Below are 25,213 nucleotides of genomic sequence, written 5' to 3'. Positions count from 1 at the left end.
TGCGAAGGGAATCGGGAAAGTACGGAGATTAGTGATCGAGAATCAGCGCGTCGTCGAAACTGAAACCGCGCACGCGCACGGTATTCAGCGGCAATGGCGTGTCGAGATGCTGCATCGTTTTCTTGCGAAGCCGCATGACGAGCGTATCGAGACGATTCTGGTCGTAACTCAAATAGTGCTCGCCGAATTCGTCGATGATGCGTCGTCGCGATACCACTTCGCCTTTTTCCACGAGCGCGAACAGTTTGATTAGCGCGAATTCGAGCGTCGTAAGGCGCGTGTGTTTTTTATTCGGCGCGACCAGCAGATGTTGATGCAGAGAGAGGCGCCACGGTTGCATTGCGCAACCCGACGTCGAAGCGAGCGGGGTTGAATCGAGCAGGTCTTGATGTATCGGGAATATCGTGACGGACTTCGCATTTTTATCGCATGGATCAAGTGGTATTCGATGCATATCGGATAACTGACGCCATGTGATTTGATAACCAGCATTGCTAAATAAATTGCTAATTTCCTGCTCGTTCTGCACGTCGACTTCCAGAAGAAGTAGCCCCATGGTCTTGGCTCCAGCAATGTTGTTATATCGCTTTATGGTGGAGGAGCAGGGGCGGTTAAGTATGACCATTCATGACATGCGGGACAGCCGAAATATGCGTGACAGACGCGATTTGCTGTCGGTTTTGTCATTCATCTTCGATTTGAATTCAATCGGCATTGTTATTGAATTTTCTGGATTTAAATCGAACGTGACGCACGCGTTTTTGCGTTGCGTTTGCGGGAAACTGTAAGGGAAGTGTTTGCTCGATCTTTGCGGCGACATGGTTGTGCCAACAAAGATCGGGACGAAGACGAGAGAGACGGAAGTGGAAATGAACGCTTTGCCAGTTTCCTTATGCCTTCGCGATGTTGCAACTAACTGTCAAGCGCACCAAACCCCAACCTTCAAAATTCACCGCAAAGCGGTTTTGCAGCCGGACACTCGCCGGACCCCGGAATATTGAAAATAGCTTACAAAACTGGCGCTCTTTCCGTATGAGGGATAATATGGCATTCCACGCCGGCGAATGGTCGTCGTTCGGCTATTTCTTTCCGTTCACCTTACGCGCCCTATGTCAGATCTAAAAATCGTCCGCGAAACCAAAACCCTTCGGGAACTGACGCTGGATAAGCTGCGCGACGCCATTGTGCAAGGCTATTTCAAGCCGGGCGCGCGCCTTGTCGAACGCACGCTGTGCGATGAACTGGGCGTGAGCCGCACCATCGTGCGCGAGGTCCTGCGGCACCTCGAAACGGAAGGGCTCGTGGAAGTGATCGCGCGTCAGGGGCCGGTCGTCGCGCAGCTCAATCCCGCTCAGGTCAGCGAGATTTACGAGTTGCGCGGTCTGCTCGAGGCAAACGCGGCGCGCGCCTGCGCCGAGCAATCCACGCCCGAACTCGTTAAATCGTTGCGCGAGATTCGCAAGGAGATCGAGGCGGCGTTCAAGTCCGGCGATCTGCCGACCGTGCTCGCGCACACGGAGCGCTTCTACGAGGCGCTGTTCGAAGGCGCGAACAAGACGGTGTCGCTCGCGGTGGTCAAGACGCTCAACGCGCGCATCAACCGGCTGCGTGCGCTGACGATCGCGACGCCTGGGCGCAGCGGCGAGTCGAATCGCGAGATGAACAAGATGCTCGATGCGATCGAGCGGCGCGATGGCGATGCGGCGTTCGCGGCCTCGATCGCGCACATCAAGCGCACTGCCGAACTCGCGCTGGCCGCTCTGGCCGCGCGCGGGGAAGCTCCCGAAGCCTGATTTTCCGCTAACGCTCCACGTTCCTCTGGCTGCCGGCTGACTGCCCGGCGGCCTGTCTTTGCACGTCCGCAGCGGCGGCCAGAGCGCTTTCTGGCGCGTCTTCGGCTTCTTGCCCTGCGTTGGCGCGTCCCCATTCGTCGCACCTTTCCCCAACTGCGGATTGGCGGCATTCGTGCCAGCCTCGTGCTTCGCCTACCTATGGTATTCCATAATATTTAGCCCGCATGGTAGTCGATAGTATGGCATACCATAATCTTCCGTATCGACGGGAGGGCGAGCGACAGCAGCGGAGCCAGTGCGTTACGCAATGCATCGCAGCGAGGCTTTTCAGTCGCAAGGATCAGGAATGGATTCGTCATCCGGTTCAATGCGAATGAACGATTTTTTCCGCACCGCCATAAAAGCCGTTTAGCGAATATCTGGAATCGTGGAGAGCATCATGTCTGAGCCGAATATCGAACCGATTTTCGATGTTGCCGAGTTTCGTCGCGCGCTGGGCGCATTCGTCACCGGCGTAACGGTCGTCACCACGATTCAGCCGGACGGTTCGCCGCGCGGCTTCACGGCCAATTCATTCACGTCGGTGTCGCTCGATCCGCCGCTGATTCTCGTGTGCATTGCGAAAACGGCGTCGAGTCACGCCGTGTTCTCCGCCACCGATCACTTCGCAGTCAGCGTGCTTGCCGAAAGCCAGAAGGGTGTGTCCGGCGTATTCGCATCGAAATCGGCCGTCAAATTCGATCAGGTGGCCTGGTGCGCCCGCGCAACCGGCGCGCCGGTCATGGACGGCGCGGCCGCGACCTTCGATTGCCGTACGCATGAAGTCGTCGATGCGGGCGATCACATCATTCTCATTGGGCGTGTCGTGGATTTCGTGCACACGAATGCGTCGCCGCTCGGTTATTGCCGTGGCGCCTACGTCAATTTCAGTCTCTCGCAGGAAGCGCTGGCCGCAACGGGCGCGCGCGCCCAGGTCGGCGCGATTCTCGAACATCGCGATGGTCTGATCCTGCTTGAAACGCCGGACGGATTCCAGTTGCCCACGGGCGTCAAACTCGAACCCGCAAGCGACGCAGCAAGCCTGCGCGGCGTGCTCGCGAAACTCGGCCTCGCGGCGCATCTCGACTTTCTGTTTGCCGTGTTCGAATCGGGACAGGGGCCGTCGTCGAGCGTACAGGTGTATTACCGTGGCCGCGTGAACAGCAGCGCGGCGGCGATGATGGATAACGCGATTCATATCGTTCCGCTCTCGCAGATTCCGTGGGGCGAACTACGCGACGAAGCCGTGCGCTCGATGTTGCAGCGCTATGTGCGCGAACGCAGCGAGGACGCTTTCGGCATCTATGTCGGCGATAACGAGGCCGGCACGGTACAGGCGCTCGCCGCGGCTCACTGATCGTATGCGGCAGTGGCGCGACTAAAACACGACTGAAAAGCGACCGAAGATCGGATCGAAATTCAGTACGACAATCAGGATCACGAATTAAAGCAAAGAAGTAAAAAATGAAGCCCGCGCGACGTTCGACGCCGGCCCGACCGTTACACGATTGAGCACCACCGATTCCCAAGGACATGGATATGAACAGCACACGCACCCTTATGATGACGCCGCTGATCGCACTGTGCGCGGCCGCTTTCACCGCTACGCCCGCGCTCGCTGCGGACCCGGTCGTCTTCACGAGTTGGGGTGGCACCACCCAGTCTTCGCAGCAGAAGGACTGGGCGCAGCCTTTTACGCAGTCCAGCAGCGTCAATGTGCTGATGGACGGTCCGACCGACTACGGCAAGCTCAAGGCGATGGTCGACAGCGGCAACGTGAACTGGGACGTCGTGGACGTGGAAGGCGACTTCGCCTACGCCGCGCAAAAAGCCGGTCTGATTGAGCCGATCGACTACAACGTCGTGAAAAAGGCCGATCTCGATCCGCGTTTTTCGAGCGGCAGCGCGGTCGGCAGCTTCTATTATTCGTTCGTGCTCGGCTACAACAAATCGAATTTCAAGGGCGCGCAACCGCAAACCTGGGCCGATCTGTTCGACACGAAGAAATTCCCAGGCAAGCGCACGTTCTATAAATGGTCTGCGCCGGGCGTGCTGGAAATCGCCTTGCTCGCCGACGGCGTGCCGCCCAACAAGCTTTATCCGCTCGATCTCGATCGCGCATTCAAGAAACTCGACACCATCAAGAGCAGCATCGTCTGGTGGAGCGGCGGCGCGCAATCGCAGCAGTTGCTGGCGTCGGGCGAAGCGCCCATCGGCATGTTCTGGAATGGACGTTTGCATGCGCTCGAACAGACGGGCGTGCCAGTGGGCGTGTCGTGGAATCAGAACCTGACGGCCGCTGACATGCTCGTGATTCCCAAGGGCGCGAAGCACAAGGCCGAAGCGATGAAGTTTCTCGCCGTGGCAACGAGCCCGCAGGCGCAGGCGAAATTCGCGCAGGACACGGGCTATGCGCCGATCAACGTGAAGTCGGCGGCGATGATGCCGGCGGCGGTCGCAAAGACCTTGCCGGACCAGTACAAGACATCGCAGATCGATCTCGACATGAAGTATTGGGCCGACAATCGCGACGCGATTGCGAAGCGCTGGTACGCCTGGCAATCGAAATAACGACACGCGCCTGATCGCGCCGTATCGCGATTGAATGGCTGCAGGAGACCGCAGGAGACATCATGCCGAACGCTTTGAGTACCGTCGCCCATCCGCCGGCGCGGACGCCGCGCGCGCGCCGCGACTGGCGCAACATCCGCCTTCTGATTCCGGGGATCGTGCTCCTCGTGATCTTTTTCATGCTGCCCGTGCTTTCGCTGCTGTTGCGCAGCGTGCTGGAACCCACGCCGGGTTTGCATAATTACGAGCAACTGCTCGGCTCGTCCACGTATTTGCGCGTATTCGGCAATACCTTTCTCGTTGCGACGGTCGTCACGGTGGTAACGGTGGCGATTGGTTTTCCGACTGCATGGCTGCTCGCCATTGCACCGCGCAAACTGAGCTCGCTGTTGTTTTCGATTCTGCTGCTTTCAATGTGGACCAATCTGCTCGCCCGCACGTTTGCGTGGATGGTGCTGCTGCAGGCGACGGGGCCGATCAATCGCCTGCTGATGGCGACCGGACTCATCAGCGAGCCGCTGGCGCTCGTGAATAATCTCGTCGGCGTGACGATCGGCATGACCTACATTATGTTGCCGTTTCTCGTGATGCCGCTGCATGCCACGCTGCGCAGCATCGATCCGTCCACCTTGCGCGCGGCGGCCGTGTGCGGCGCGAGTCGCTGGCAGGCGTTCTGGCGCATTCTCGTGCCGCTGGCGATGCCCGGCATCGCCTCGGGCGCGCTGATGGTGTTCGTCATGGCACTCGGCTATTTCGTCACGCCGGCGCTGCTCGGCGGCGCGCAATACATGATGCTCGCCGAACTCGTCGCGCAACTGGTGCAGGAACTGTTGAACTGGGGACTCGCCGGCGCCGCGGCTTTCGTGCTGCTCGCTGTCACGCTCTCGCTCTACGCGCTGCAATTGCGATTCACGGGCGGCGCGCGCGCCAACGGAGGGCTCTGACATGTTGCTCGATTTTGACCGTCTGGGCGCGCTGCGCTGGGCGTTGCTCGCGATCGGCGCTGCCGTCGCTCTGTTTCTGTTATTGCCGATCGTGTTTATCGTCGCGTTGTCGTTCGGCGATTCGCAGTGGCTGATTTTTCCGCCGCCGGGCTGGACGCTGGAGTGGTATCGCCAGTTGTTCACCGATCCGGGCTGGCTCGATTCGCTGCTGACGAGCGCGAAGCTCGCGGTGATTGTCACCGTGCTTTCCGTCCTGATTGGCTTTCTCGCCTCGCTTGCATTGGTGCGCGGAAAATTTCGCGGACGCAGTGCTGTCAAAGCGTTCTTTCTCACGCCGATGGTGCTGCCCGTGGTGGTGCTGGCCGTCGCGCTCTACGCGTTTTTTCTGCGTATTGGCCTGAACGGCACGATGACCGGATTCGTAATTGGTCACGTGATTATCGCGCTGCCGTTTTCGATTATCTCGATCAGCAATTCGCTGTCGAGTTTCGACACCGCGCTCGAAGATGCCGCGCTCATTTGCGGTGCGTCGCCGCTCGAAGTGAAACTGCGCGTGACTTTGCCCGCCATCCGGCTCGGTCTTTTCGCGGCGGCGATCTTCGCGTTCCTCGCATCGTGGGACGAAGTGGTGGTGTCCATTTTCATGTCGAGCCCGACCTTGCAGACGCTGCCCGTGCGTATCTGGGCGACGCTGCGCCAGGACCTGACGCCCGTCGTGGCGGCAGCGTCTTCGCTACTCGTCGGACTCACGACGCTTTTGATGCTGGCCGGCGCCGTATTGCGCCGCGCGCGCTAAACCGATCTCGCGATTACAGAGGTAACCCGCCATGACTTCCGCATTCCTGCAAATCCAGCGCCTGCGCAAGACCTACGACGACGTTGTCGCCATCGATCAGGTTTCGCTCGATGTGCGCAAGGGCGAGTTCATGACTTTCCTCGGGCCGTCGGGCTCGGGCAAGAGCACGACGCTTTATATTGTCGCGGGCTTTCAGGAGCCGACCGAAGGCCGCGTGCTGCTCGACGGAAAACCGTTGCTGTCGGTCGCGCCGAATAAACGCAATATCGGCATGGTGTTTCAGCGCTATACGCTGTTTCCGCATTTGACGGTCGGTCAAAACGTGGCGTTTCCGCTGCGCGTTCGCCGCCGTCCTGAAGCGGAAATCAAAAAGAAAGTCGAACAGATGCTGGCGCTCGTGCATCTTTCGGAGTTTCGCGATCGTATGCCCGCGCAACTCTCGGGCGGTCAGCAGCAACGCGTGGCCATTGCGCGCGCGCTCGCTTACGACCCGCCGGTTCTGCTGATGGACGAACCGCTTTCCGCGCTCGATAAAAAATTGCGCGAAGAGATTCAACTCGAATTGCGCCGCATCCATCAGGAAACCGGCGTGACGATTCTCTACGTGACGCACGATCAGGAAGAGGCATTGCGGCTTTCCGATCGCATTGCCGTCTTCAATAAAGGCTGCATCGAACAATGCGGAACCGGCGAGGAGCTGTATGCGAATCCCGCTTCGCGTTTCGTGGCGAATTTCATCGGCAATTCGAATTTCCTGCCTGTGCGTATTACGGGCCGCGCGGCGGAACAGGCGAGCGCGGTGTTTCCGAGTGGCCACGCCGTCGCGGCGGCCAGCGATATCGCGCTGCCCGTGGGCGGTGACGGCACGCTGATGGTGCGCCCCGAGCAGATTCGCATTCGCGCCACCGAAGCCGCACATCAGACCGCGCAGGCGGCGGGGCTGCCCGTCACGGTGCGTGACATCACCTATCTCGGCGATGCGATGCACTACGCGGTGACCACGCCGTGGGAGCAGGACATGTCGGTGCGTATGCCGGCGTGCGATCATCGCGACAGCGGCATCGTCATCGGCACGCATGCGTGGATCGATTGGGACACGCGCGACGTGCGATTGTTCGCGCAGGCTTAATCGGGAGTCGCGATGCAAGACACGTCAGCGTCCCTGAAGGTCGAGCGCCGGACCGTCACGCTGCGGGAACTCGCGCTCGAGAAAATGCGCAGTGCCATTTTCGACGCGCGTTTCCTGCCGGGCGACCGGCTGGTCGAGCGTGCGCTGTGCGAGGAACTCGGCGTGAGCCGCACCGTCGTGCGTGAAGTGCTGCGCCATCTGGAAACGGAAGGTCTTGTCGATATCCTGCCTAACCAGGGGCCGATCGTTGCCGTGCTCGATCTCTCGACAGCGGCCGAAATCTACGAGATTCGCGGCCTGCTCGAAAGCGAGGCGGCCGCGGCCTGCGCGCACTATGCCGACGCCGCGACCGTTGCGGAACTCTCTGCGCGCGTCGCCGAGATTCAGCAAGCCTTTCACGCGCAGGATCATCGCGCGGTGCGCGCGCTCACGACGGCGTTCTACGAGCGCATGTTCGTCGGCGGACACAAGCTCGTGGCGTGGGAAATCGTCCAATCGCTCACGGCGAGAATCAACCGGCTGCGCGCGCTCACGATTGCATCCGACGATCGCGGCGATCAGGCGGTGCAGGAAATGCATCAGATTCTCGCGGCGATCCGCACGGCCGATATCGAAGCGGCGCGCGGCGCGGCCATCGCCCATGTGCGTCGTGTCGCTGAAATCGCTGAAAAACTGCTGGTGGGCGGACAAGAGCAAGTCTTGCTGAAGCGCGCCAGTTGATCGTTCGAACCGGCGCGATTCCTGATTACGGAGTCGCGTCGCGTGTCGTCTGATTAATTTGTACTGCAAATAGATCATCCATTACGTATCACAACAACCGCGCGTGCATCCGTTTCGCGGCGGGGTACGCGCGCATTCAACGAGGAGTGAATAAGGTATGAAAAATCGGGGTAGCAGATTATCCGTCGCGTGCATCGTGGGCGCTAGCGCATTGGTCGCGGCAAATGCGCATGCTCAATCGTCGGTGACGCTCTATGGCGTGATCGACGAAGGGATCGATTATGTGAGCAATAGCGGCGGCCATTCGCTGTGGCGCATGCGCGATGGCACGTACGACGGCGCGTATGGCAGCCGCTGGGGTTTGAAAGGCACCGAGGATCTCGGCGGCGGTTTGAGCGCGCTGTTCAGGCTCGAATCGGGTTTCAGCACGGAGAATGGCCAGATGCGCCAAGGCGGCCGCCTGTTTGGACGCCAGGCGTATGTGGGGCTGTCGGACACGCGCTTCGGTACCGTCACGCTCGGGCGGCAATACGATTCGGTGGTGGATTATCTCCAGCCGCTCACCGCGCCGGGCCAACTGGGCGGCCCGCTCGTGCACGCCGGCGATATCGACAATACCGACAATTCCTTCCGCGTCGATAACGCGATTAAATACGCGAGCCCGAAGATTGGCGGTCTGACTTTTGGCGGCCTCTATTCCTTTACCAATACCAATGCGGCGGAACGCGGCACGACGGGTTTGTGGAGCATCGGCGCAAACTATGCGTTTGGCGGCTTCACGATTGCGGGCGCGTATCTGTTTGCGAAGCAGCCTGCCGCGCTGCTCACGGACGGCAATTACGTGAGCAACACGACGGGCGCGGAAATCGGCGCGAGCGGTCCGTTCAGCTACGTGGGCAACCCGGCCAACGAACAGATCTTCGGCGCGGCTATCAATTACGCGCTCGGCTCGGCCACGCTCGGTCTCGACTACACGAACACCAAGTTCAACGAGGCGAACGGCACGCAGGGCACGGTCATCTTCACGAACTATGAAGCGTGGGGCCGCTACAACCTCACGTCCGCATGGTACGTGGGCGCGCAATATGTCTACACGCACGGCAACATCGGCTACAACCAGGCGATTCCGATTTACCATCAGGTTGGGCTGACGACGGCGTATGCCTTGTCGAAGCGCACGTCGGTCTACGCGATGGGCGTCTGGCAGAAGGCGGCGGGCGCTGCATCGAATGCCGATATCTTCGACGGTTCGGTGGCGTCGGCATCGTCGAACAATCATCAGACGATGGTGCGTATCGGCATGTATCACCAGTTCTGATCGGCAATAAAAAAAGCCGGCTCGTTTTATCAACGAGCCGGCTTTTTCAGCGCGGTAATTCGATGTGCAGCGTTTATTCCGATGCCGTTGCGCTCGCGGTGGCGTTTTGCTCCGACAACTCAGTCATTTGCGGCGCAGATATCGCAAATACTTGCGTTTGTGGCGCGGCGACTTTTAAAAAACGAACCATCGAGTCCACCGTTATGGTCTGGATATTGCCCGTCACGCGTTGATCGGTCGGGTGGTCATCGAATGCAACATTTGCTTTGAACATGCGGCCGCCGAGACGCTTGAGCGTGCTGATCTTCAAGGTATCGGGTTGGTACGCTGCACGCTTTAGCCAGTCCTGGGCATCGGCGCGCCTTACGAACTGCTGGCCACTCAACGCTTCGCTCAGGATTTCCAGTACCCATTGGTTGGAATTCTGGTGCAGCGTGGAAAACGGATACGCGACGATGCTGTAGCTGCTCGAATGCATTTGCTCCAGCGCCGCTGGATTGCGCAGAAGCTTTGCCAAACGATCCTGAATTTTTGCGTCGGGAACGATCAGCAGCGAATCGAACGAAAACATGTCGTCGAGAAAGAAATTGCCCAAACCCTCGCGCCAGAGTGCTGATGTCGCTTGCCCGCAATCGTTGAGCAGATGGCTGATCCGCCACGGTTCGCCAGCAGCCCCTCGTGCGACAAAGGCCATATGGGAGTAGCGCAGGCCATATTGCGACAAATCCTGACCTACACGGGCAATGAGCGCCACCTTGGGGGCTCGCTGATCGAGTTGCTGTTGCAATTGCGCCGCGGTTTGCAATGCGGTGCGCACGGTGCCGGGTTCGAGCGGTTTATCACTGCAGCCTTGTCCGGCCCAGGCAGGGTTGGCAAGCAGCAAGGCGGCTGCAAAGGGCAACACGCCGCGTTTCACAATGCGTTTCATTCGGATACCAGCCCGGATTCGGCGTCCACACGGGAATGGTGCAGTAACGCCTTGCCCGCTTCGTTGGGAATGAAGGCCAGCAGTTGCCCGGAAGCAATCAGCGCATAACCGGTAGCTTCCGAGACGACCTTCACGGTGGCTCCCACCGACAAGCCCGCTTTCCTGGCCGCATCGGCAGACACCGCCACCGTAGCTTTGCTGCCATCTGCGACGGCTGCGAATACGACTGTGAGCGTGTCGGTCGTGCCTTCGACAATACTGGAGACAATGAGCCCCGAACCCGTTGCACCTGTTACTGAGCCTTCAAATGGGTGGCCCGTGATGGAAATCAGCGGAGAGGCCGCTATCGAAAGCGCACCGGCGCCACTCATTTCCGATGCGTTTTTCGAAAACGCGGGGACGGACCCCGTCGCAATGAGACTGGTCATCGAGGCAATAATAAATGTCTTCTTGAAATTCAAGGCTCCTCCCGGTTGTGTGATTCGAAGTGTTTGAACATGTGAACACTGCGAGCCGGCGGATCGTGCGGTATCGACGTCCGGGTGGCAACGCGAAATGAGCAGGACCTTGTTGCGCGACAAGATCGTGACACGAGCAGGACAGTGCGATTTATGAACCATGAAGCGCGGGCTGCTATAACGTCACGCTGGGATAGTCCGAGCGCGAGCAATACGTGCACGTAAACGGCGACTGTCATTTGAGATGCCAATAAAAAAGCCGGCTCGTTTCATCAACGAGCCGGCTTTTTCCGCGCGGTAAATTGAAGTGCGGCGTTTATTCCGATGCGGTTGCACTCGCGGTCGAACGGCGCGGAGAACGCGAACCGCCATTCTGCGCCAGCAGATAATAGGCGAGGGCGGTGGCGACGAGGCCGACCATCCACGAAATATCCGCACCGCCGAGCAGCGAAGCCCACGGACCGTGGAAGAAGCTCTCTTCCATGAACGGAACCTGAATCACGATACCAAAAACGTACAGCGCCAGCGCTTTCACGTTGAACGCGCCATACATGCCGCCCGTGCTGCTGACGATTTCCGACACCAGATAGTGCCGCTTGTTCACCAGATAAAAATCGACGAGGTTAATCGCAATCCACGGCGCGAGCACGATGCGCATGGCAAAGATCGCGGTCAGGAAAATGGCGATGAAGTTGCTCGACGCCCACAGCGCGGTCGCGGTACACGCCACCAGCAAAATCGCCGAGACGGCAATACGCACATTGCGGCCGGGCGTCCAGCTCGGACGGAACGTCTGCGCGGCGGTAATGCACGACAGCACGCCGCCATACAGATTCATGCCGTTGTGACCGATGATGTTGACGAGGAAGAGAAAGATCAGCACATAGCCGAACATGCCCGTTTGCGTGCGGATGGCCTGCATTGCGTCGGTGGCGTGTCCGGTGCTCACTGCGATCACGCCGAATACGAACGCGAAGATCGTGCCCAGCGAGGTGCCGAAATACGTGAATGCAAACGTCTTGGCGAACCCCGTCGATTCCGGCAGATAGCGCGAATAATCGGACGTATAGGGCGCGAAACTGATTTGCCAGACGGCGCACAGACCGAACATCGCGAACCAGCCCGAGAGATTGAAATGGCCTTGCTGGAGCACGCTGGCGTTGAGGCTCGGCACCATCAGAATCATGCCGATTACGAGCGCGCCTCCCATGAACCACGCGCCGATCTTGTTGAAGCGGTGAATGAAGTTATAGCCGATCACACCCACGAGCGTGGCGAACACCGCGCCGAGCACCGTCGCGACCGGAATGGGGACGGGCGGCGCCGCGGCGTGCAGCGTCTTGCCCGCGAGAATGATGTTCGAAACGAAGAAGCCGAGATAGATCAGCGTGGTGAAGCCGACCACGAGCAGCGAGCCGTAGCGGCCGAATTGCGCGCGGCTTTGAATCATTTGCGGCACGCCCACGAGCGGGCCTTGCGCGGAGGTGAGCGCGTGAAAGATCGCGCCGAAGAATTGCCCAGCCGCAATCGCGAGAATCGCGCTCACGACATCGAGGTGAAAAATCAGGACTGAGGTGGCGCCGGAAATCACGGCCAGCGGCGCGACGTTCGTGCAGAACCACAAGGTGAACAGATCGACGGGTTTGCCGTGCCGGTGTTCCGGCGAAACATATTCGATCGAATTGCTTTCGATGGTCAGAACGCTGTTGTCGTTCGTCGTGTTGGTCATCATGTCTCCATCTTTATTGCCTGGCTATGCTGCCATCAGCGTGTGTGGCGCGAGCCGTCTCTATGCTTTGTTGCGGCTTCGTGGGGCGCGCCCTCACGAAGCCGCCGAGCGCGCCTAACGCATCACGAACGGATCGCTGATCGGTTCGTCCGAGGTGCGCAGCCACACGGATTTCGTCGTCGTATATTCGAGCGCCGCCGCGAAACCGCCTTCGCGTCCATGACCCGAAAGTCCGAAACCGCCGAACGGCACGAGCGGCGACACCGCGCGATACGTGTTGATCCACACGATGCCCGAGCGCACGCGTTTCGACACACGATGCGCGCGCGTGAGATTGGTGGTGAATATGCCCGCAGCCAGACCATAGGCCGTGCTGTTGGCTTTCTCGATCGCTTCCTGCTCGGTGCTGAACGTGTCGACGGAAAGCACGGGGCCGAACAGTTCGGTCGTGATGCTGTCCGCGTCGGGCACGCTGCTGCAATCGAGAATCGTCGGCGCGTAATAGAAGCCGCTGCGATCGAGCGCCTTGCCGCCTGCGAGCACTTTCGCGCCTTGCTTCACGGAACGTTCGACCACCGCTTCGATGTTGCGCAATTGACGTTCGGTGCAGAGCGGGCCGTATTCCGTCGCCATGTCGTTGGGCAAGCCCACGCGAATGCGCGAGACGCGCTCGACCAGCCGCGCGAGAAACTCGTCCTTCACCGACGCTTCAATCAACAGACGCGAGCCGGCCACGCAGCTTTGACCGCTGGCTGCGAAAATCGCCGCGACCTGCGCGTTCACCGCGCTCTGGATATCGCTGTCGGCGAACACGATGAACGGCGATTTGCCGCCGAGTTCGAGCGAGACCTTGGCGAGGTTGTTCGCGGTGTTCGACACGATGTGCTTCGCGGTTTCCGGCCCGCCCGTGAAGGCCACTTTATCGACCTTCGGATGACTGCTGAGCACCGCGCCGCATTCCGCGCCGAAGCCGGTAATGACGTTCACCACGCCCGGCGGAAAGCCCGCTTCGTGCACGAGTCGCGCGAATTCGAGCAGGGGACCGGGCGCTTCTTCCGATGCCTTGAGCACCACCGTGCAGCCCGCGGCGAGCGCCGGGCCGAGCTTCACGGCGGAGAGAAACAACTGGCTATTCCACGGCACGATCGCGGCTACCACGCCCACCGGCTGACGTTCGAGCCAGACCTGCATGTCGGGCTTGTCGACGGGAATATGGCTACCTTCGATCTTGTCGGCGATACCGGCGTAATAGCGGTAATACTCCGCGACATACGCAATCTGGCTCGACGTCTCGCGAATGATCTTGCCGGTATCGTTGGTTTCAATTTCAGCGAGTCGCGGCGCGGCCTGTTCGACGAGCGCGGCGAGTTTATACAGCAGCTTGCCGCGCGCCGATGCCGTGAGTCCCGCCCACGCAGCGTCGTTGAGCGCGCGGCTCGCCGCGTTCACGGCGCGGTTCACTTCGTCGCGGCGCGCTTCGGGCATTTGCGCCCACACGTCGCCCGTGGCCGGATTCACGCTGCCGAACGTCGCGGCGCCGGATTCGAACTGGCCGTCGATATACAGCTGAAAATGAACACTCATGGAATCACGACCTCACTTGAACGCAGGCATCACGTCGTTGATCATCCGCTCGAGCGACGCCTTCTTGCGCTCGAAGCTCATGCCCGTGTCGATCCAGAACGAGTACTCGTCGAAGCCGAGTTTCTCGTAGGCCTTCAGGCGCGCGATGACTTCCTCGGGCGTGCCGATCACGTTGTTCTTGCGCATCGCTTCCGGCGTGTAGAACGGATGCGCCGCAATTTCTTCCGGGCTCAGCGTCTTGATCATGCCCTTGCTGACCGGACGCTCGTTCTTGAACCATGCGCCGAAGTAGTTGTAGAACACGTTGACTTCGTCGGCGGCCACTTGCGCGTCGTCTTCGCTGCTTGCCACGTAAGTGTGGCGCAGCAGCATGATCTGCGGACGCGGCATCTCGCTGAATTTTTCGCACGCGGCATTGAAATGGCCGACGAGCTTTTCGACTTCGTCGTCGCCGAAATGCAGCGGCGTCACCTGCACGTTGCAACCGTTGGACACGGCGAATTCGTGGCTGTTCGGATCACGCGCCGCGACCCAGATCGGCGGATGCGGTTCTTGCAGCGGCAGCGGCGACGACGTGGTCGACGGGAATTTCCAGAACTCGCCCTCGTGCGCGTAATCGCCTTCCCAGAGCTTCTTCACGGCGGGAATCAGTTCGCGCATGCGCTGACCCGCGTTCCAGGCGTCGAGGCCCGGCATCAGACGTTCATATTCGAACGAATACGCGCCGCGCGCAATGCCCAGTTCCAGACGGCCGTTCGTGATGATGTCGGTCATCGCGGCTTCGCCTGCGAGCTTGATCGGGTGCCAGAACGGCGCGATCACGGTGCCCGTGCCCAGACGCACGTTCTTCGTCTTGCTCGCGAGATCGACGAGATTGAGGAACGGATTCGGCGCGATCGTGAAGTTCATGCCGTGGTGCTCGCCGGTCCAGACGGCGTGCATGCCGCCGCGATCCGCGATCTGGCACAGCTCGACCATTTCTTCGTAGAGCTGCTTCTGGCTCGTCTGGTCGGAGACGCGCTCCATGTGAACGAAAAGCGAAAAACGCATGGGGTTACCTTTCAGGAAAGAAGCGGCCGGACCGTGCCGTTGCTGTGGTCGCCGTAGTACATGCCATAGCTCTTGAGCTGGCTCTCCTTGCGATAGCGCTGGAGCATGCTGGCCAGCGCGCTGTCCGCGAACTGGTCCGGTGCGATGTCGTCGAGGCTGACGAAATCGCCGGCCACCGCCGCTTCATCGGGCGCGCTGCAGAGGAACGAGATGTACTGGTAATGGGTTTCGGTGTTGTTGTACGCCGAGTAGATGAAGCTCGCCGACGCATCCGGCTGGTACTGGCTGAAGAGGGCGGCGAGCGCTTTGTCCGCGCCTTCCTTGCCGATCTCTTTCGAAGGCAGCCCCCATTTGTTGTCGGCGGTGCGCGTGAGCAGCACCTTGTCGTCGCGCGCGATGATCGCGTTGACGATGACCTTCGGGCCCGCGATCACTTCCGCCGAGACCTTGGCGGGCGTGAAATAGCCGCCGCGGTAATAGCCGAGGCCCGCGTAACCGGCCGAGTGGAACGCTTCCACCTTGCCGACGATCAGCGCGTGATCGCCCGCGTCGATGATCGCGTGCGTGGTGCAGTCGAACCAGGCGCTCACGTCGTCGATCAGCGGATTGCGGTTGGCGCTCAATTGCCAGTTCACGTTCGCGAAGCGATCGTCGCTCGGGCGCGCGAACGTGTTCGACAGTTCCTTCTGGTTTTCCGCGAGGATGTTGATCGCGAAGTGCCCGGTGGTGGAAAACGTCTGATAATTGCTCGACGTCTTCGCGATGCTCACGAGCAGCAACGCGGGGTCCAGCGACACCGACGAAAACGAGTTCGCGGTAAAGCCGAGCGGCTGACCGTCGTCGCGCGCGGTCGTGACGATCGTCACGCCCGTCATGAACGCGCCGAAGGCGTCGCGCAATTCCCGGGTGTTGATTTTGAGTGTCTCTTGGCTCATTTCACACTTCCGACTTCGTGAGTTCCGCAACCGGCGCGGTCTGCAACCAGGCGCGCAGGGCGAGGTTGACGGCTTCGGGCGCCGTCAGGTTCACCATGTGGCGCTCGTCTTCGATCACGACGGCCTGGCCGTGGTGCGCCGCGGCGGCCATCTGGCGGGCCATCTCCGGCGTGGAGTTCGGATCGTCCGAACCCGTGAGCACGAGCGCCGGGCAGGCAATCGTGTGCCAGCCGTCGGCATAGACTTCGTCGCCGCGCGCGAAGGCCGTGTAAGCGGTGGCGTAACCCGCGAGATTCACGGACTTCAGCCACGTTTCGACCTTCTGCGCCGCGAGACGCTGGGCCTCGTCGGCATTGAACCAGCGCTTGAGCGGCGTGTCGATGTCGATGGTGCCCGAGCGCAGTTCGGCGGCGCGTTGCAGCACGGCGTCGCGCGCTTCCTGCGTGCGGCGATACACGCCGTTCAGGACTGCCACGCGTTTGACGAGGTCGGGCCGCGTGACCGCCACGCCCGCGGCGATCAGCGAGCCCATCGAGTGACCGGCCAGATTGACCGGACCGGCGTTCAGCGCCTCGATGAATTCGATCGCCCAGGCCACGAACTGCTGCAATCCTGCGTTGGCATCGAGCGCATCGCTTTCGCCGTGGCCCGGCATGTCGACGGAAATCACGCGGAAATCGCGCGACAGATCCTCGATCTGCGGATACCACGCCTGCGCCTGCATGCCGACGCCGTGAATCAGCACCAGCGGCTCGCCCGCGCCCTGCTCCAGATAGTGCGCGGCGCGATTATTTGACAGCGGCAGGGTTCTTGAGATCATTTCCGAGCTCTGCGAGGTCCTGGTAACGGTCGCCAATGCGGTGATGCGGACGGCCGCCGGTCGCGCCGCCGATGGCGATCACGAGTTCGTCCGCGGCGGGCGCGTCGGGGATCGAAAATTGCAGCGTCAGATAGTGCGAACGGCGGCCTTCGTCGTTCTTGTCCATCATCGGGATCAGCAGCGGCGCATTCGCCGGACCGCGCGTATTGTTGAACGCCAGATACGACTTCGCGCCCACCGCCGAGCGGTACGTGTTACCGAAATGCAGCGTGTGGATCAGCGCCGACGCGTGTTCCAGTTCGCCCGAGGTGCCGACGATGGCGCTCTTGCCGAACGCTTCCACCGCATCGCCCGAACCTGCTTCGTCGATGATCAGCTTCGTGAGGTGCTCGCTCAGTTGCGGCGCGATCGCGCGGATGTCCGCCGAGAGGTCTTCCACATAGCCGCGGCCCGCCCACGGGTTCTTGATGACCACGGCCGCGCCGATCATTTTGAGCGGCTTCGCAGCGGCTTTGTCGCCATCCACATAGACGGTTTCGACGTGAAGAATGGATTTGCGAATCAGGCTCATAGCAAGGTTCCTGGGTCCGTTGATGATGGAAGGCATTGTGGTATGCCATAGTACGGCGTACCATGCGTGTTAACCCTATCGATCCGGCGCAGGCCCGGAATCGTGGGAAAAAACGGCCCGTTGGGTTAGGGTTCGACGAACCGGCGCGCGAGCGCCCGAGACTGATCTGGAAACAGGAGGAAGAGATGGCGGCTTACTGGATTGCGCATGTCACCGTGCTGGACCCGGTGAAATACAAGGACTACACGGACATCGCGCCGGTGGCGTTCAAGAAGTACGGCGCGGTGTTTCTGGCGCGCGGCGGCGAGTCGCGCACGCTCGAAGGCGAGACGTTCCAGCGCCATGTGGTGATCGAGTTCAAGGACATGGACACGGCGCTGGACTGCTATAACTCGCCGGAATATCAGTCGGCGAAACTGAAGCGCGACGGGCATTGCGTCGCGCAGATTGCGATCGTCGAAGGGTTGTAAGCGACCCGGCAAACGCGACGAATCAGGCGCGAGTGGCGAAGGCCGCCGCTCGCGTGCCGCTCAGGCACGCACCGAGCGCGAGCAGCCCGAGTGCCGAGACTGAAATCGCCACCACCGTCAGGCTCGTGCCGAACACAGCGCTGACGCCGCTCGCCAGCAAGGCGGCGCTGCCGATCTGGCAGAACCCCACGAGTCCCGACGCGCTGGCCGCGCGTCCGTGCGGCGCGGCGATCGCGCCCGACACCGCAAGCGACAGCGACGAACCATTGGCGAGACTGACGAGGCACATCGGCAACACGACGGCGGGAATGGTCGTCACGCCGAGCACGGCCACGACGAGAAACGCCACGCCGCCCAGCACGAAACTGACCACGCCCATCGTCACGATGCGGTCGTACGGCCAGCGATCGAGCCAGCGCCGCGCCAGCAGATTCGCGACGATGATGCCGCCCGTGAGCGGCAGATACATCCAGCCGCGATGCGCTTCGCCGAGGCCGAGCCGCGCGAACAGAAACGGCGATTGCGTCAGATAGACGAACCACGCGCCATAGATGCAGCACACGACGACGGTGTAGCGTCGGAACGCGCCGTCGCGCAGCACCGCGCCGAACCCCGCGAGCGACGTCACGCGGCTGCGCGACGCGCGCGGATGCGTTTCCGGCAGCACCGCGCAGACGAGCGCGAACGCCACGGCCGCGAAGGCCGCGACGAACAGAAAGTCCGCATGCCAGCCGAACGCCGCCGCCAGGTGGCCGCCAATAGCGGGCGCGAGCGCCGGCGACAACGACACCAGCGGATACACCACGGCGTAGACCTTCGCCGACACGTGCTTGCTGCAGGTATCCGCGATGATGGCGCGCCCGATCACGAGTCCGGATGCCGCGCCCACGGCCTCGATCACGCGCCAGGCGAGAAACGTCGCGAAGCTCGCCGCCTGCGCGCAGCCGAGCGAGCCCGCCATGTACAGCGCGATGCCCGCGAGCACGACGGGCTTGCGTCCGTGACGATCCGAAAGCGGACCATAAACGAGTTGCGCAATCGCGAGCGCGAGCAGATACACGGAAACGGTTTGCGGCATGCGCCAGTCTGCGATGGCAAAGGCGCGCGCCATGTCGGGCATGGCGGGCAGATAGATATCGGAAGCGATCAGCCCAAAGGCGTTGAGCATCGCGGCGGTCAGGATGAAAGAGCGTCGTGGCATGAATGCGGATAAACGGGTGAGTGAGCCGTCATGCTAGCGATCGGACTTCCATGTGAAAATGCACGCGAATGCAGCGATAGGCTGCAAATTTGCAGCATCAGCATCGCTCTGAAAACGACGCAAAGCATATGAACTGGGACGACGTTCGAATTTTTCTCGCCGTGTATCGGGCGGGCACCTTGCGCGGCGCAGCGCAGCAACTCGATATCGATCAGACGACGGCGGGCCGCCGTCTCGCCGGACTCGAAAGCACGCTCGGCAGCCGCCTGTTTCTGCGCACCACGTCCGGCCTCGAACTGACGCAAAGCGGCCAGCAGGTGCTGCAAACCGCCGAGGGCATGGAGCGCCTCGCCATTTCGTTCGCGCGCAAAAGCGAAGGCGCGGACGAGCGCGTGGCGGGCGAAGTGCGCGTGACGACCACCGACACGCTCGCCATCGACTTCGTGATTCCCGCGATCGAGCGGCTGCATCTGCGCTATCCGGAAGTGCGCGCGATCCTGACGACCACGCCGCGCCTGCTCGATCTTTCGCGGCGCGAAGCCGACGTCGCCGTGCGCACGCAGCGGCCGGAACAGCCGGGGCTGATCGTGCGACGGCTCGGCAGTTGGGATGTGGGGCTTTACGCGTCGCGCAGCTATATCGCGCGGCATGGCGAGCCGCGCACGGGGAAGCAGCTTGCGGGCCACGACATCGCGCTGTATCAGAGCGGCGTGACGACGCGGCAGGACGAAACGCTCGTCGGCGAATCGCGCGCGCAAGCTCGCGTGGTGGCGGAAATGGATTCGAGTCTCATGCTCTGCACCTTCGTGCGCGCGGGGCTCGCACTGGCCGAGTTGCCGGTGTATGTCGAGCAGCGTTATCCGGAACTGGTGCGGATCTGGCCGCACAAGCGCCGCGCGAAGCACTACGAGGCGTGGCTCGTGCTGCATGAAGATCTGGCGCGCACATCGCGCGTGCGTGTGGTCGTCGATGCGATTGCGGAGCGCTTCGGTGCATGAATGTTCAGCGGCGTAACTGGCTCCAGCTGCAATGCGGCGCGTGGCTCTTTCGCGCTCAAGACAGCTCTCGTATAGTCGCGGCTTTCTGAATGACCCGCTTGAGCATTCGAGCGAAGAGGAGAGGCGAATATGGAAATCAGGCAATACGCGGCGCGCGATCTCGACGCAGTGGCGCGTCTGTTCAACGACTATCGCGTGTTCTACGAGCAGCCTTCGAATTTGCCGCTCGCCACGCAATTCATTGCGGAAAGAATGCAGGCGAACGAGTCGGTGATATTGGTCGCCGATAGCAGCGATAACGGCGATGGCAGTGATCACGCGCTGGCCGGTTTTTGTCAGCTTTACCCGTCGTTTTGCTCGGTCGAAGCCGCGCCGATTTATGTGCTGTACGACCTGTTAGTGGCGGAGCACGCGCGACGTGCGGGCGTCGCGACGCGTCTGTTGCAGGCGGCAGCGGCGCGCGCGAAGCGCGATGGAAAAGTGCGCATGGATTTGACCACCGCAAAAACCAATCTGAAAGCGCAGGCGTTATACGAATCGCTCGGCTGGAAACGCGACGAGATTTTCTACGCCTATACGCTGACGATCGCGTGATCCGCGTCGTCGCCGCGAGCTCAATTTAAATTGGCGTTAAAAAACGCCAGCACCGCTGCATCGAATTGCCGATGAAATGCCGCGCGATCGAAACCCTTGGGATCGGTGCAGATTTCCGGCTCCTGATTTTTCATCCGTTCGGAACACGGCGCGAGGAAAGCGAAATGCGCCGAATCCGGCACGGTGTGAAACTCGGGACGGCGCGGCAGCGTGCGCGCGAGGGCGGGCGCATCGTGCGGCATCACGCCGTCGCCGCCGAATTGCGAGGCCCATAGCTGAATGGGCGCGTGCACGTTCTTCAGATCGTCCGGCGCGGGAAACGCGTTGAGCGGGTCCGCGATCACGAAGGCCTTGATACGCGGGTCGTGTGTCATCGGTGCCGTGGGCAGCGTCTTGTTTTCGATCTGGTCGCAGATGGGCGGCCTCGGCGTGGGGCAGGTCAGGTCGGCGTGCAGGAAATCCGGTTCGCCGCCGGCGAGCACGATGCCCGTATAGCCGCCGCGCGAGAACCCGAAAAAGCCGATGCGTTCGGCGTCGATCTTGCCGGCATCGGGCCCGGTGCCTAGCAGATAATCGATCAGGCGCTTGATATCGGTAGGTCGTTCGATGAAGACGGAGTAGTCGCCCGCGCGACTCGGATCGACGAACGAATCGCCAGGATGGTTGATGGCGGCCACGATGAAGCCCGCGTCGGCGAGCGTTTCGGCCAGATCGTGATGACCGAGGAACGACCCGGTATGACCGTGCGAAATCACCACGAGCGGCAGCTTGTCGCCAACGGTCGGGCAATCGCGCTTGCCTCGGAGCACGTATGGACCGATGGGCACGTCTTCGGCGGGATCGGCGCAGGGCGTCCACACGATCGCGCGTAGCGCGGGGCCGCTGGCGTCGGCGGGAATCTGCACGAACTTGATGCCCGCCGCGTGCGCGACGCTCGACAACAGGAGCAGCAAAACGACCGGAATGAGCGTTTTCATAGGATCCTGAGAGGCGATGCGTCGGCTTTCAATTCGCTTTTAAATCTTCACGAAAGCATGACGCGCAAGCGGAATGCGACCAGATCCGGATCTTATCCGTTTGCGCACGCGAAGGCTTTATGAGCGATGCGTTCGCGCGCGATCTCTGCGCTGTCGACAGAGTTCGTCTATGCAACACGTGGGTATGGTTCGTGCTGCAACAGCGAACGCTTGCGCACCCCGACCAACCGTTTTCGACATGTCGATTCAGTGCACCGCCAACGTGGATCGCCGACGCGCCTTTATCGCGGACACGACTGCGCTCATCGTGTTCTTCACCACCACGGGCGTCATCAACGAACGATTCATTGCGGGCATGCAGTGGGATCAGGTCGTGCACGCGCGTCTGCTGGGCGCGGCGTTGATGATTCCCGTCGCGCGTCCCTACGGCATCTGGCGCGACTATGTGATGCGTTTCGCTCGGCCTGGTCACTTCTCGCGCGTGCTCTGGGACAGCATCGCGCTCGTGAGTTTTCAGGTGCCGATTTACGCGGCGATCATCGCCATCAGCGGCGCAACGGGTCGCGGATTCTGGCTCGGCTTACTGGGCGCGGCCATCATGATGCTCGCACTCGGGCGGCCCTATGGTGCGTTTCTGAACGCGATCCGAAGGCTGTTCGGTCTGCCGCCTGGCGGCGCGCGCCCCATGAGCCGAAATGTTTGACGCGCTCAGCGCAGCGGCGAATCCGCAGCAGGAATCCAGATCGTGGATGTGGCTTCGTAAAACTGCTGCGGCCCGCCAACAGGCGGCCAGATTCCATCGGCATAGGTTTGCGCGCGAATCGCAATGCGCTCGTCGAGACTCTGCCACGGCCAGATATGCGTGATGCGCGGCGCGCCGTCGAGCGCAAACATATTCACGGTCAGCGGCGAGCGTTTCGAGCGCTCGGGCATGGCGGCTTGCCATGCGTCGATGGTCGGCTGGAGTCCGCCGGGATTCAGCCAGTAAGTGCGAAACTCGTAATAGCGCCCGAAAGTACCGGGTTTTACGTCCGGCAAAAAAGGAAACGCGGCATAGCTTTCGGATGCGTACGTGCATGCGCTGCTGGCCGCGCCAAAGGGATCGGCGTGATGCAGTTCGCGAATGCGCTCTTGCGCGAGTTCATCGGCATTCGCGAAACTTCGCAGCAAGCGCACGCTGCCGAGCCTGCCGTTTTCCGATGTCCAGATGCCGAGCAAGCGGCCCGCCGTGTCCGCCTGATCGAGCCACGTCTGCGCGTGATCGATCACTTGCGGAAGCTTCAGAATATGCGATGACAACGTGGTGAGTTCGTACACCATGGCGAATCTCCAGAGTTCATGGACGGCGCTTTTCACGGCCTTCGATAAACCAGATTAGACTGGTGCGCATTCAAAGGGAATTCCCTGTTTGTTCACACACTCTGTGCGGAAGTCGCTATGTTCGACTGGCAGGATTTGCGCTATTTTCTGGTGCTCGCGCGCGTGGGGACGCTCTCCGGCGCGGCGAATGCACTCGCGGTCGAGCACGCCACCATCGGGCGGCGCGTGGCGGCGCTCGAAACGGCGCTGGGCCTGAAACTCGTTTATCGGTTGCCACGCAGTGTGCGTTTGACCGACGAAGGCGAGGCGATCGCCGCGCTGGCCGCGTCGATGCACGACAGCGCGCAGGCCGTCGAGGCGTATGCGTTGCGGGCGTCGGCTGCATCATCCGGCACGGTGCGTATCAGCGTGCCGCCGACGATCGGCAGTCATTGCATCGCGCCCAACATGCGTGCGTTTCGCGAAGCGAACCCGAACGTGAAGATCGTGATGGAAGGCGCAGCGGGCATCGCGCCGCTGGATCGCGGCGTCGCCGATATCGCCATTCGCATGGTCGAGCCGAAAGAGGCGAGTCTCGTTACGCGGCGCGTCGGTGCGATTCGCTTCGGGCTTTACGCGAGCCGCGATTACGCCGCGCGTCCCGCGAAGCAATGGGAATTTATCGCGTACGAGGCCGCGCTCGATCACGTGAGCCATCAGCGCTGGTTGCGCGATTATCTCGACGGACGGCCGGTTATTTTCGAAACGAGCGATGTGATGGGGCAGCAGGCGTCGGCGCGCAACGGCATGGGCGTGGCCTTGCTGCCAACCTTGATTGGCGACGGCGATCCCGAACTCGTCAGACTCGACGCGAAATCGGCGCCGCCAGAAACGCCGCTCTGGCTCGTGACGTATCCGGATTTACGCCGCACGGAAGCGGTCAAAACGGTGATGGCGTTTCTCACGGCGTGCGTGTCGAACGAGCCGCATTTCGCCGAGAGAAAGCGACGCTGAATCAAGCGCCGTTGAGTTTCCATCGCGCGTAGATGACCGTTGAATGATCCGCGATCGATCAGTGGTAAATCGATTTCGCCGATTGCAGTTTCGTGAGCTTGCCGTCCTGAATGCGATACCAGCCGTCGGGGCCTTGCATCACGACTTCGCCGGGTTGCCAGAAGACGCGCTTGACGGTCAGACGTGCGCTCGCGCGCTGCACGACGGGCGGACGGCGGCTGAAATCGTAGAGCAGCGGACCGAACGCGGTTTGCACGAGCATGCGCGTGACGGTTTGATTGTCGCGCGCGATTTCGTCGAAATGAGTGAGCGTTTTGGCGTCGAACCGATCGAAAATTTCGTTGTTGATCATGACGACGAAATCGCGGTCGTCGCGCACGAATTGCACGGTGCCGGCCGGCGTGACCACGGGGCCGGGCGTGTTGCTTTGCGCGTGCGCGCCCGTCGCGAATGAGGCGGCCGCGAGCGCAGCGAGGAGCAGTCGTTTCATGTTGTCTTCCTGATTGCGCGCCGGATTTGAATGCGGCGCTTGATTCACCTACGCTTGAGCGTGGCATTGTCATCAATTTCTGGCGATCCGTCGATTGTCGCGGACGGGCGGGTGATTCGGCGCAACTTCGTGACGATCGTCACGATCGCGACGCCAGCCAGCGCCACGCCGATACGGAGCGAATGTGGCCAACCCCGATCTCGTCGAGCGCGGATCGACGTCCGCAGCGACGTCCGCGCTGAAGTCCGCCGTGAAGTCCTCACACACGGTCGCCGCGCAGGCGAGCCCGTGCGACGAACTCGTCATCCGCGCGCAGCCCACGGTCGTCGACCGGCCGTGCCGGCGCAAGCGTCTCGCGCTCGCGGCGACCATTCTCGGATCGAGCATGGCCTTTATCGACGGCTCGGTCGTCAACGTGGCGCTGCCGTCGATTCAGGCCGAACTCGGCGCGAGCGTCGCGGCCATGCAGTGGGTCGTGAACGCGTATCTGCTGTTTCTCGGCTCGCTCGTGCTGGTCGGCGGCTCGATGGGCGACAAGCTCGGCCGCCGCACGATTTTCATCGCGGGCATCGCGCTGTTCACGCTCGCGTCGGCCGCGTGCGGATTCGCGCCGAACGCGGCGGCGCTGATCGCCGCGCGCGCGGTGCAGGGCATCGGCGCGGCCTTGCTCGTGCCCAGCAGCCTCGCGATCATCGGCGCGGTGTTCGACGATGCCGAGCGCGGACGCGCCATCGGCACCTGGGCGGGTGTGGGCGCGATCACGTCGGCGGTGGGGCCGGTGGCGG

At 61.5% G+C, this 25,213-nt stretch carries 28 protein-coding genes; 15 read left to right on the top strand and 13 right to left on the bottom strand.

The window, feature by feature from the left end; translation table 11 throughout:
• Positions 1–28: 28 nt before the first annotated feature.
• A complete protein-coding gene (locus G3N97_RS40165) occupies positions 29–529 on the bottom strand; it encodes a helix-turn-helix domain-containing protein (protein ID WP_205993704.1) in 501 nt (166 codons plus the stop codon).
• A 25-nt stretch (positions 530–554) separates the two neighbouring features.
• Here G3N97_RS40165 and G3N97_RS13750 point away from each other — a divergent pair, with 25 nt between their 5' ends.
• The 9 genes from G3N97_RS13750 (at position 555) to G3N97_RS13710 (ending at position 9,310) form a co-directional block, all read left to right on the top strand.
• Positions 555–788 (top strand): hypothetical protein, encoded by a 234-nt coding sequence (locus G3N97_RS13750; RefSeq protein WP_205993703.1) that lies wholly within the window; start codon positions 555–557, stop codon positions 786–788.
• A gap of 321 nt (positions 789–1,109) precedes the next feature.
• The gene (locus G3N97_RS13745; RefSeq protein ID WP_065060826.1) at positions 1,110–1,793 is read left to right on the top strand and encodes a GntR family transcriptional regulator; all 684 of its coding nucleotides are present in this window, start codon (positions 1,110–1,112) and stop codon (positions 1,791–1,793) included.
• A gap of 439 nt (positions 1,794–2,232) precedes the next feature.
• On the top strand, positions 2,233–3,189 hold the full coding sequence (locus G3N97_RS13740) for a flavin reductase family protein (RefSeq protein ID WP_205993702.1): 957 nt from the start codon (positions 2,233–2,235) through the stop codon (positions 3,187–3,189).
• A 203-nt stretch (positions 3,190–3,392) separates the two neighbouring features.
• The gene (locus G3N97_RS13735) at positions 3,393–4,403 is read left to right on the top strand and encodes an ABC transporter substrate-binding protein (protein WP_231957600.1); all 1,011 of its coding nucleotides are present in this window, start codon (positions 3,393–3,395) and stop codon (positions 4,401–4,403) included.
• A gap of 62 nt (positions 4,404–4,465) precedes the next feature.
• Complete coding sequence (locus tag G3N97_RS13730) at positions 4,466–5,347, top strand: ABC transporter permease (protein ID WP_205993701.1); 882 nt, start codon at positions 4,466–4,468, stop codon at positions 5,345–5,347.
• 1 nt (position 5,348) lies between these two features.
• The gene (locus tag G3N97_RS13725) at positions 5,349–6,143 is read left to right on the top strand and encodes an ABC transporter permease (RefSeq protein WP_065060824.1); all 795 of its coding nucleotides are present in this window, start codon (positions 5,349–5,351) and stop codon (positions 6,141–6,143) included.
• Positions 6,144–6,174: 31 nt separating this feature from the next.
• Positions 6,175–7,272, top strand: a complete 1,098-nt coding sequence (locus tag G3N97_RS13720; protein ID WP_205993700.1) for an ABC transporter ATP-binding protein — start codon at positions 6,175–6,177, stop codon at positions 7,270–7,272.
• Between the two features lie 12 nt (positions 7,273–7,284).
• Positions 7,285–7,992 (top strand): GntR family transcriptional regulator, encoded by a 708-nt coding sequence (locus tag G3N97_RS13715; protein ID WP_205993699.1) that lies wholly within the window; start codon positions 7,285–7,287, stop codon positions 7,990–7,992.
• A gap of 157 nt (positions 7,993–8,149) precedes the next feature.
• The gene (locus G3N97_RS13710) at positions 8,150–9,310 is read left to right on the top strand and encodes a porin (protein ID WP_205993698.1); all 1,161 of its coding nucleotides are present in this window, start codon (positions 8,150–8,152) and stop codon (positions 9,308–9,310) included.
• A gap of 73 nt (positions 9,311–9,383) precedes the next feature.
• On the opposite strand, the gene G3N97_RS13705 is transcribed toward G3N97_RS13710, so the two are convergent.
• The 8 genes from G3N97_RS13705 to G3N97_RS13670 form a co-directional block, all read right to left on the bottom strand.
• Positions 9,384–10,238: a DUF2145 domain-containing protein gene (locus G3N97_RS13705; protein ID WP_205993697.1), complete on the bottom strand. Its 855-nt coding sequence runs from the start codon at positions 10,236–10,238 to the stop codon at positions 9,384–9,386.
• The gene (locus G3N97_RS13700; RefSeq protein WP_205993696.1) at positions 10,235–10,699 is read right to left on the bottom strand and encodes a hypothetical protein; all 465 of its coding nucleotides are present in this window, start codon (positions 10,697–10,699) and stop codon (positions 10,235–10,237) included. Before G3N97_RS13700 ends, G3N97_RS13705 begins: the two co-directional genes overlap by 4 nt.
• Positions 10,700–11,012: 313 nt before the next feature.
• Positions 11,013–12,428 (bottom strand): cytosine permease, encoded by a 1,416-nt coding sequence (locus tag G3N97_RS13695; RefSeq protein ID WP_241030566.1) that lies wholly within the window; start codon positions 12,426–12,428, stop codon positions 11,013–11,015.
• A gap of 111 nt (positions 12,429–12,539) precedes the next feature.
• Positions 12,540–14,009 (bottom strand): aldehyde dehydrogenase, encoded by a 1,470-nt coding sequence (locus G3N97_RS13690; protein ID WP_205993695.1) that lies wholly within the window; start codon positions 14,007–14,009, stop codon positions 12,540–12,542.
• 12 nt (positions 14,010–14,021) lie between these two features.
• Complete coding sequence (locus G3N97_RS13685; RefSeq protein ID WP_205993694.1) at positions 14,022–15,059, bottom strand: LLM class flavin-dependent oxidoreductase; 1,038 nt, start codon at positions 15,057–15,059, stop codon at positions 14,022–14,024.
• 11 nt (positions 15,060–15,070) lie between these two features.
• The gene (locus G3N97_RS13680) at positions 15,071–15,994 is read right to left on the bottom strand and encodes a flavin reductase (protein ID WP_074982060.1); all 924 of its coding nucleotides are present in this window, start codon (positions 15,992–15,994) and stop codon (positions 15,071–15,073) included.
• A 1-nt stretch (position 15,995) separates the two neighbouring features.
• Positions 15,996–16,814 (bottom strand): alpha/beta hydrolase, encoded by an 819-nt coding sequence (locus tag G3N97_RS13675; RefSeq protein ID WP_205993693.1) that lies wholly within the window; start codon positions 16,812–16,814, stop codon positions 15,996–15,998.
• On the bottom strand, positions 16,783–17,385 hold the full coding sequence (locus G3N97_RS13670; RefSeq protein WP_065060815.1) for an amino acid synthesis family protein: 603 nt from the start codon (positions 17,383–17,385) through the stop codon (positions 16,783–16,785). The genes G3N97_RS13675 and G3N97_RS13670 overlap by 32 nt, the downstream gene beginning before the upstream one ends.
• Positions 17,386–17,570: 185 nt before the next feature.
• On the opposite strand from G3N97_RS13670, the gene G3N97_RS13665 reads away from it, so the two are divergent.
• Positions 17,571–17,855, top strand: a complete 285-nt coding sequence (locus G3N97_RS13665; protein ID WP_065060814.1) for a DUF1330 domain-containing protein — start codon at positions 17,571–17,573, stop codon at positions 17,853–17,855.
• A gap of 22 nt (positions 17,856–17,877) precedes the next feature.
• Here G3N97_RS13665 and G3N97_RS13660 read toward each other — a convergent pair whose 3' ends face one another.
• Complete coding sequence (locus G3N97_RS13660) at positions 17,878–19,056, bottom strand: multidrug effflux MFS transporter (protein WP_205993692.1); 1,179 nt, start codon at positions 19,054–19,056, stop codon at positions 17,878–17,880.
• 128 nt (positions 19,057–19,184) lie between these two features.
• On the opposite strand from G3N97_RS13660, the gene G3N97_RS13655 reads away from it, so the two are divergent.
• Both G3N97_RS13655 and G3N97_RS13650 read left to right on the top strand, forming a co-directional pair.
• On the top strand, positions 19,185–20,054 hold the full coding sequence (locus tag G3N97_RS13655) for a LysR family transcriptional regulator (protein WP_205993691.1): 870 nt from the start codon (positions 19,185–19,187) through the stop codon (positions 20,052–20,054).
• Between the two features lie 129 nt (positions 20,055–20,183).
• Positions 20,184–20,648: an N-acetyltransferase gene (locus G3N97_RS13650; protein ID WP_205993690.1), complete on the top strand. Its 465-nt coding sequence runs from the start codon at positions 20,184–20,186 to the stop codon at positions 20,646–20,648.
• A gap of 20 nt (positions 20,649–20,668) precedes the next feature.
• Here the strand turns inward: G3N97_RS13650 and G3N97_RS13645 are convergent, their stop codons facing one another.
• Entirely contained in the window at positions 20,669–21,625 is a 957-nt protein-coding gene (locus G3N97_RS13645) for a dienelactone hydrolase (protein WP_205993689.1), read from the bottom strand.
• Between the two features lie 238 nt (positions 21,626–21,863).
• Between G3N97_RS13645 and alaE the strand changes: the two genes are divergently transcribed.
• Positions 21,864–22,328 (top strand): L-alanine exporter AlaE, encoded by a 465-nt coding sequence (gene alaE, locus G3N97_RS13640; RefSeq protein ID WP_205993688.1) that lies wholly within the window; start codon positions 21,864–21,866, stop codon positions 22,326–22,328.
• A gap of 5 nt (positions 22,329–22,333) precedes the next feature.
• Here alaE and G3N97_RS13635 read toward each other — a convergent pair whose 3' ends face one another.
• Positions 22,334–22,945 (bottom strand): NIPSNAP family protein, encoded by a 612-nt coding sequence (locus tag G3N97_RS13635; RefSeq protein WP_205993687.1) that lies wholly within the window; start codon positions 22,943–22,945, stop codon positions 22,334–22,336.
• Between the two features lie 117 nt (positions 22,946–23,062).
• Between G3N97_RS13635 and G3N97_RS13630 the strand changes: the two genes are divergently transcribed.
• Positions 23,063–23,938 (top strand): LysR family transcriptional regulator, encoded by an 876-nt coding sequence (locus G3N97_RS13630; protein WP_205993686.1) that lies wholly within the window; start codon positions 23,063–23,065, stop codon positions 23,936–23,938.
• Between the two features lie 58 nt (positions 23,939–23,996).
• Here G3N97_RS13630 and G3N97_RS13625 read toward each other — a convergent pair whose 3' ends face one another.
• The gene (locus G3N97_RS13625; protein WP_205993685.1) at positions 23,997–24,428 is read right to left on the bottom strand and encodes a hypothetical protein; all 432 of its coding nucleotides are present in this window, start codon (positions 24,426–24,428) and stop codon (positions 23,997–23,999) included.
• A 250-nt stretch (positions 24,429–24,678) separates the two neighbouring features.
• Here G3N97_RS13625 and G3N97_RS13620 point away from each other — a divergent pair.
• Positions 24,679–25,213: MFS transporter (locus tag G3N97_RS13620; RefSeq protein WP_346778067.1), on the top strand; the 535-nt coding region annotated here is incomplete at its 3' end.

The organism is Paraburkholderia sp. Ac-20347 (assembly GCF_017104805.1).
GTDB lineage: Bacteria > Pseudomonadota > Gammaproteobacteria > Burkholderiales > Burkholderiaceae > Paraburkholderia > Paraburkholderia tropica.
This window is presented reverse-complemented; position numbering and strand designations above follow the sequence as displayed.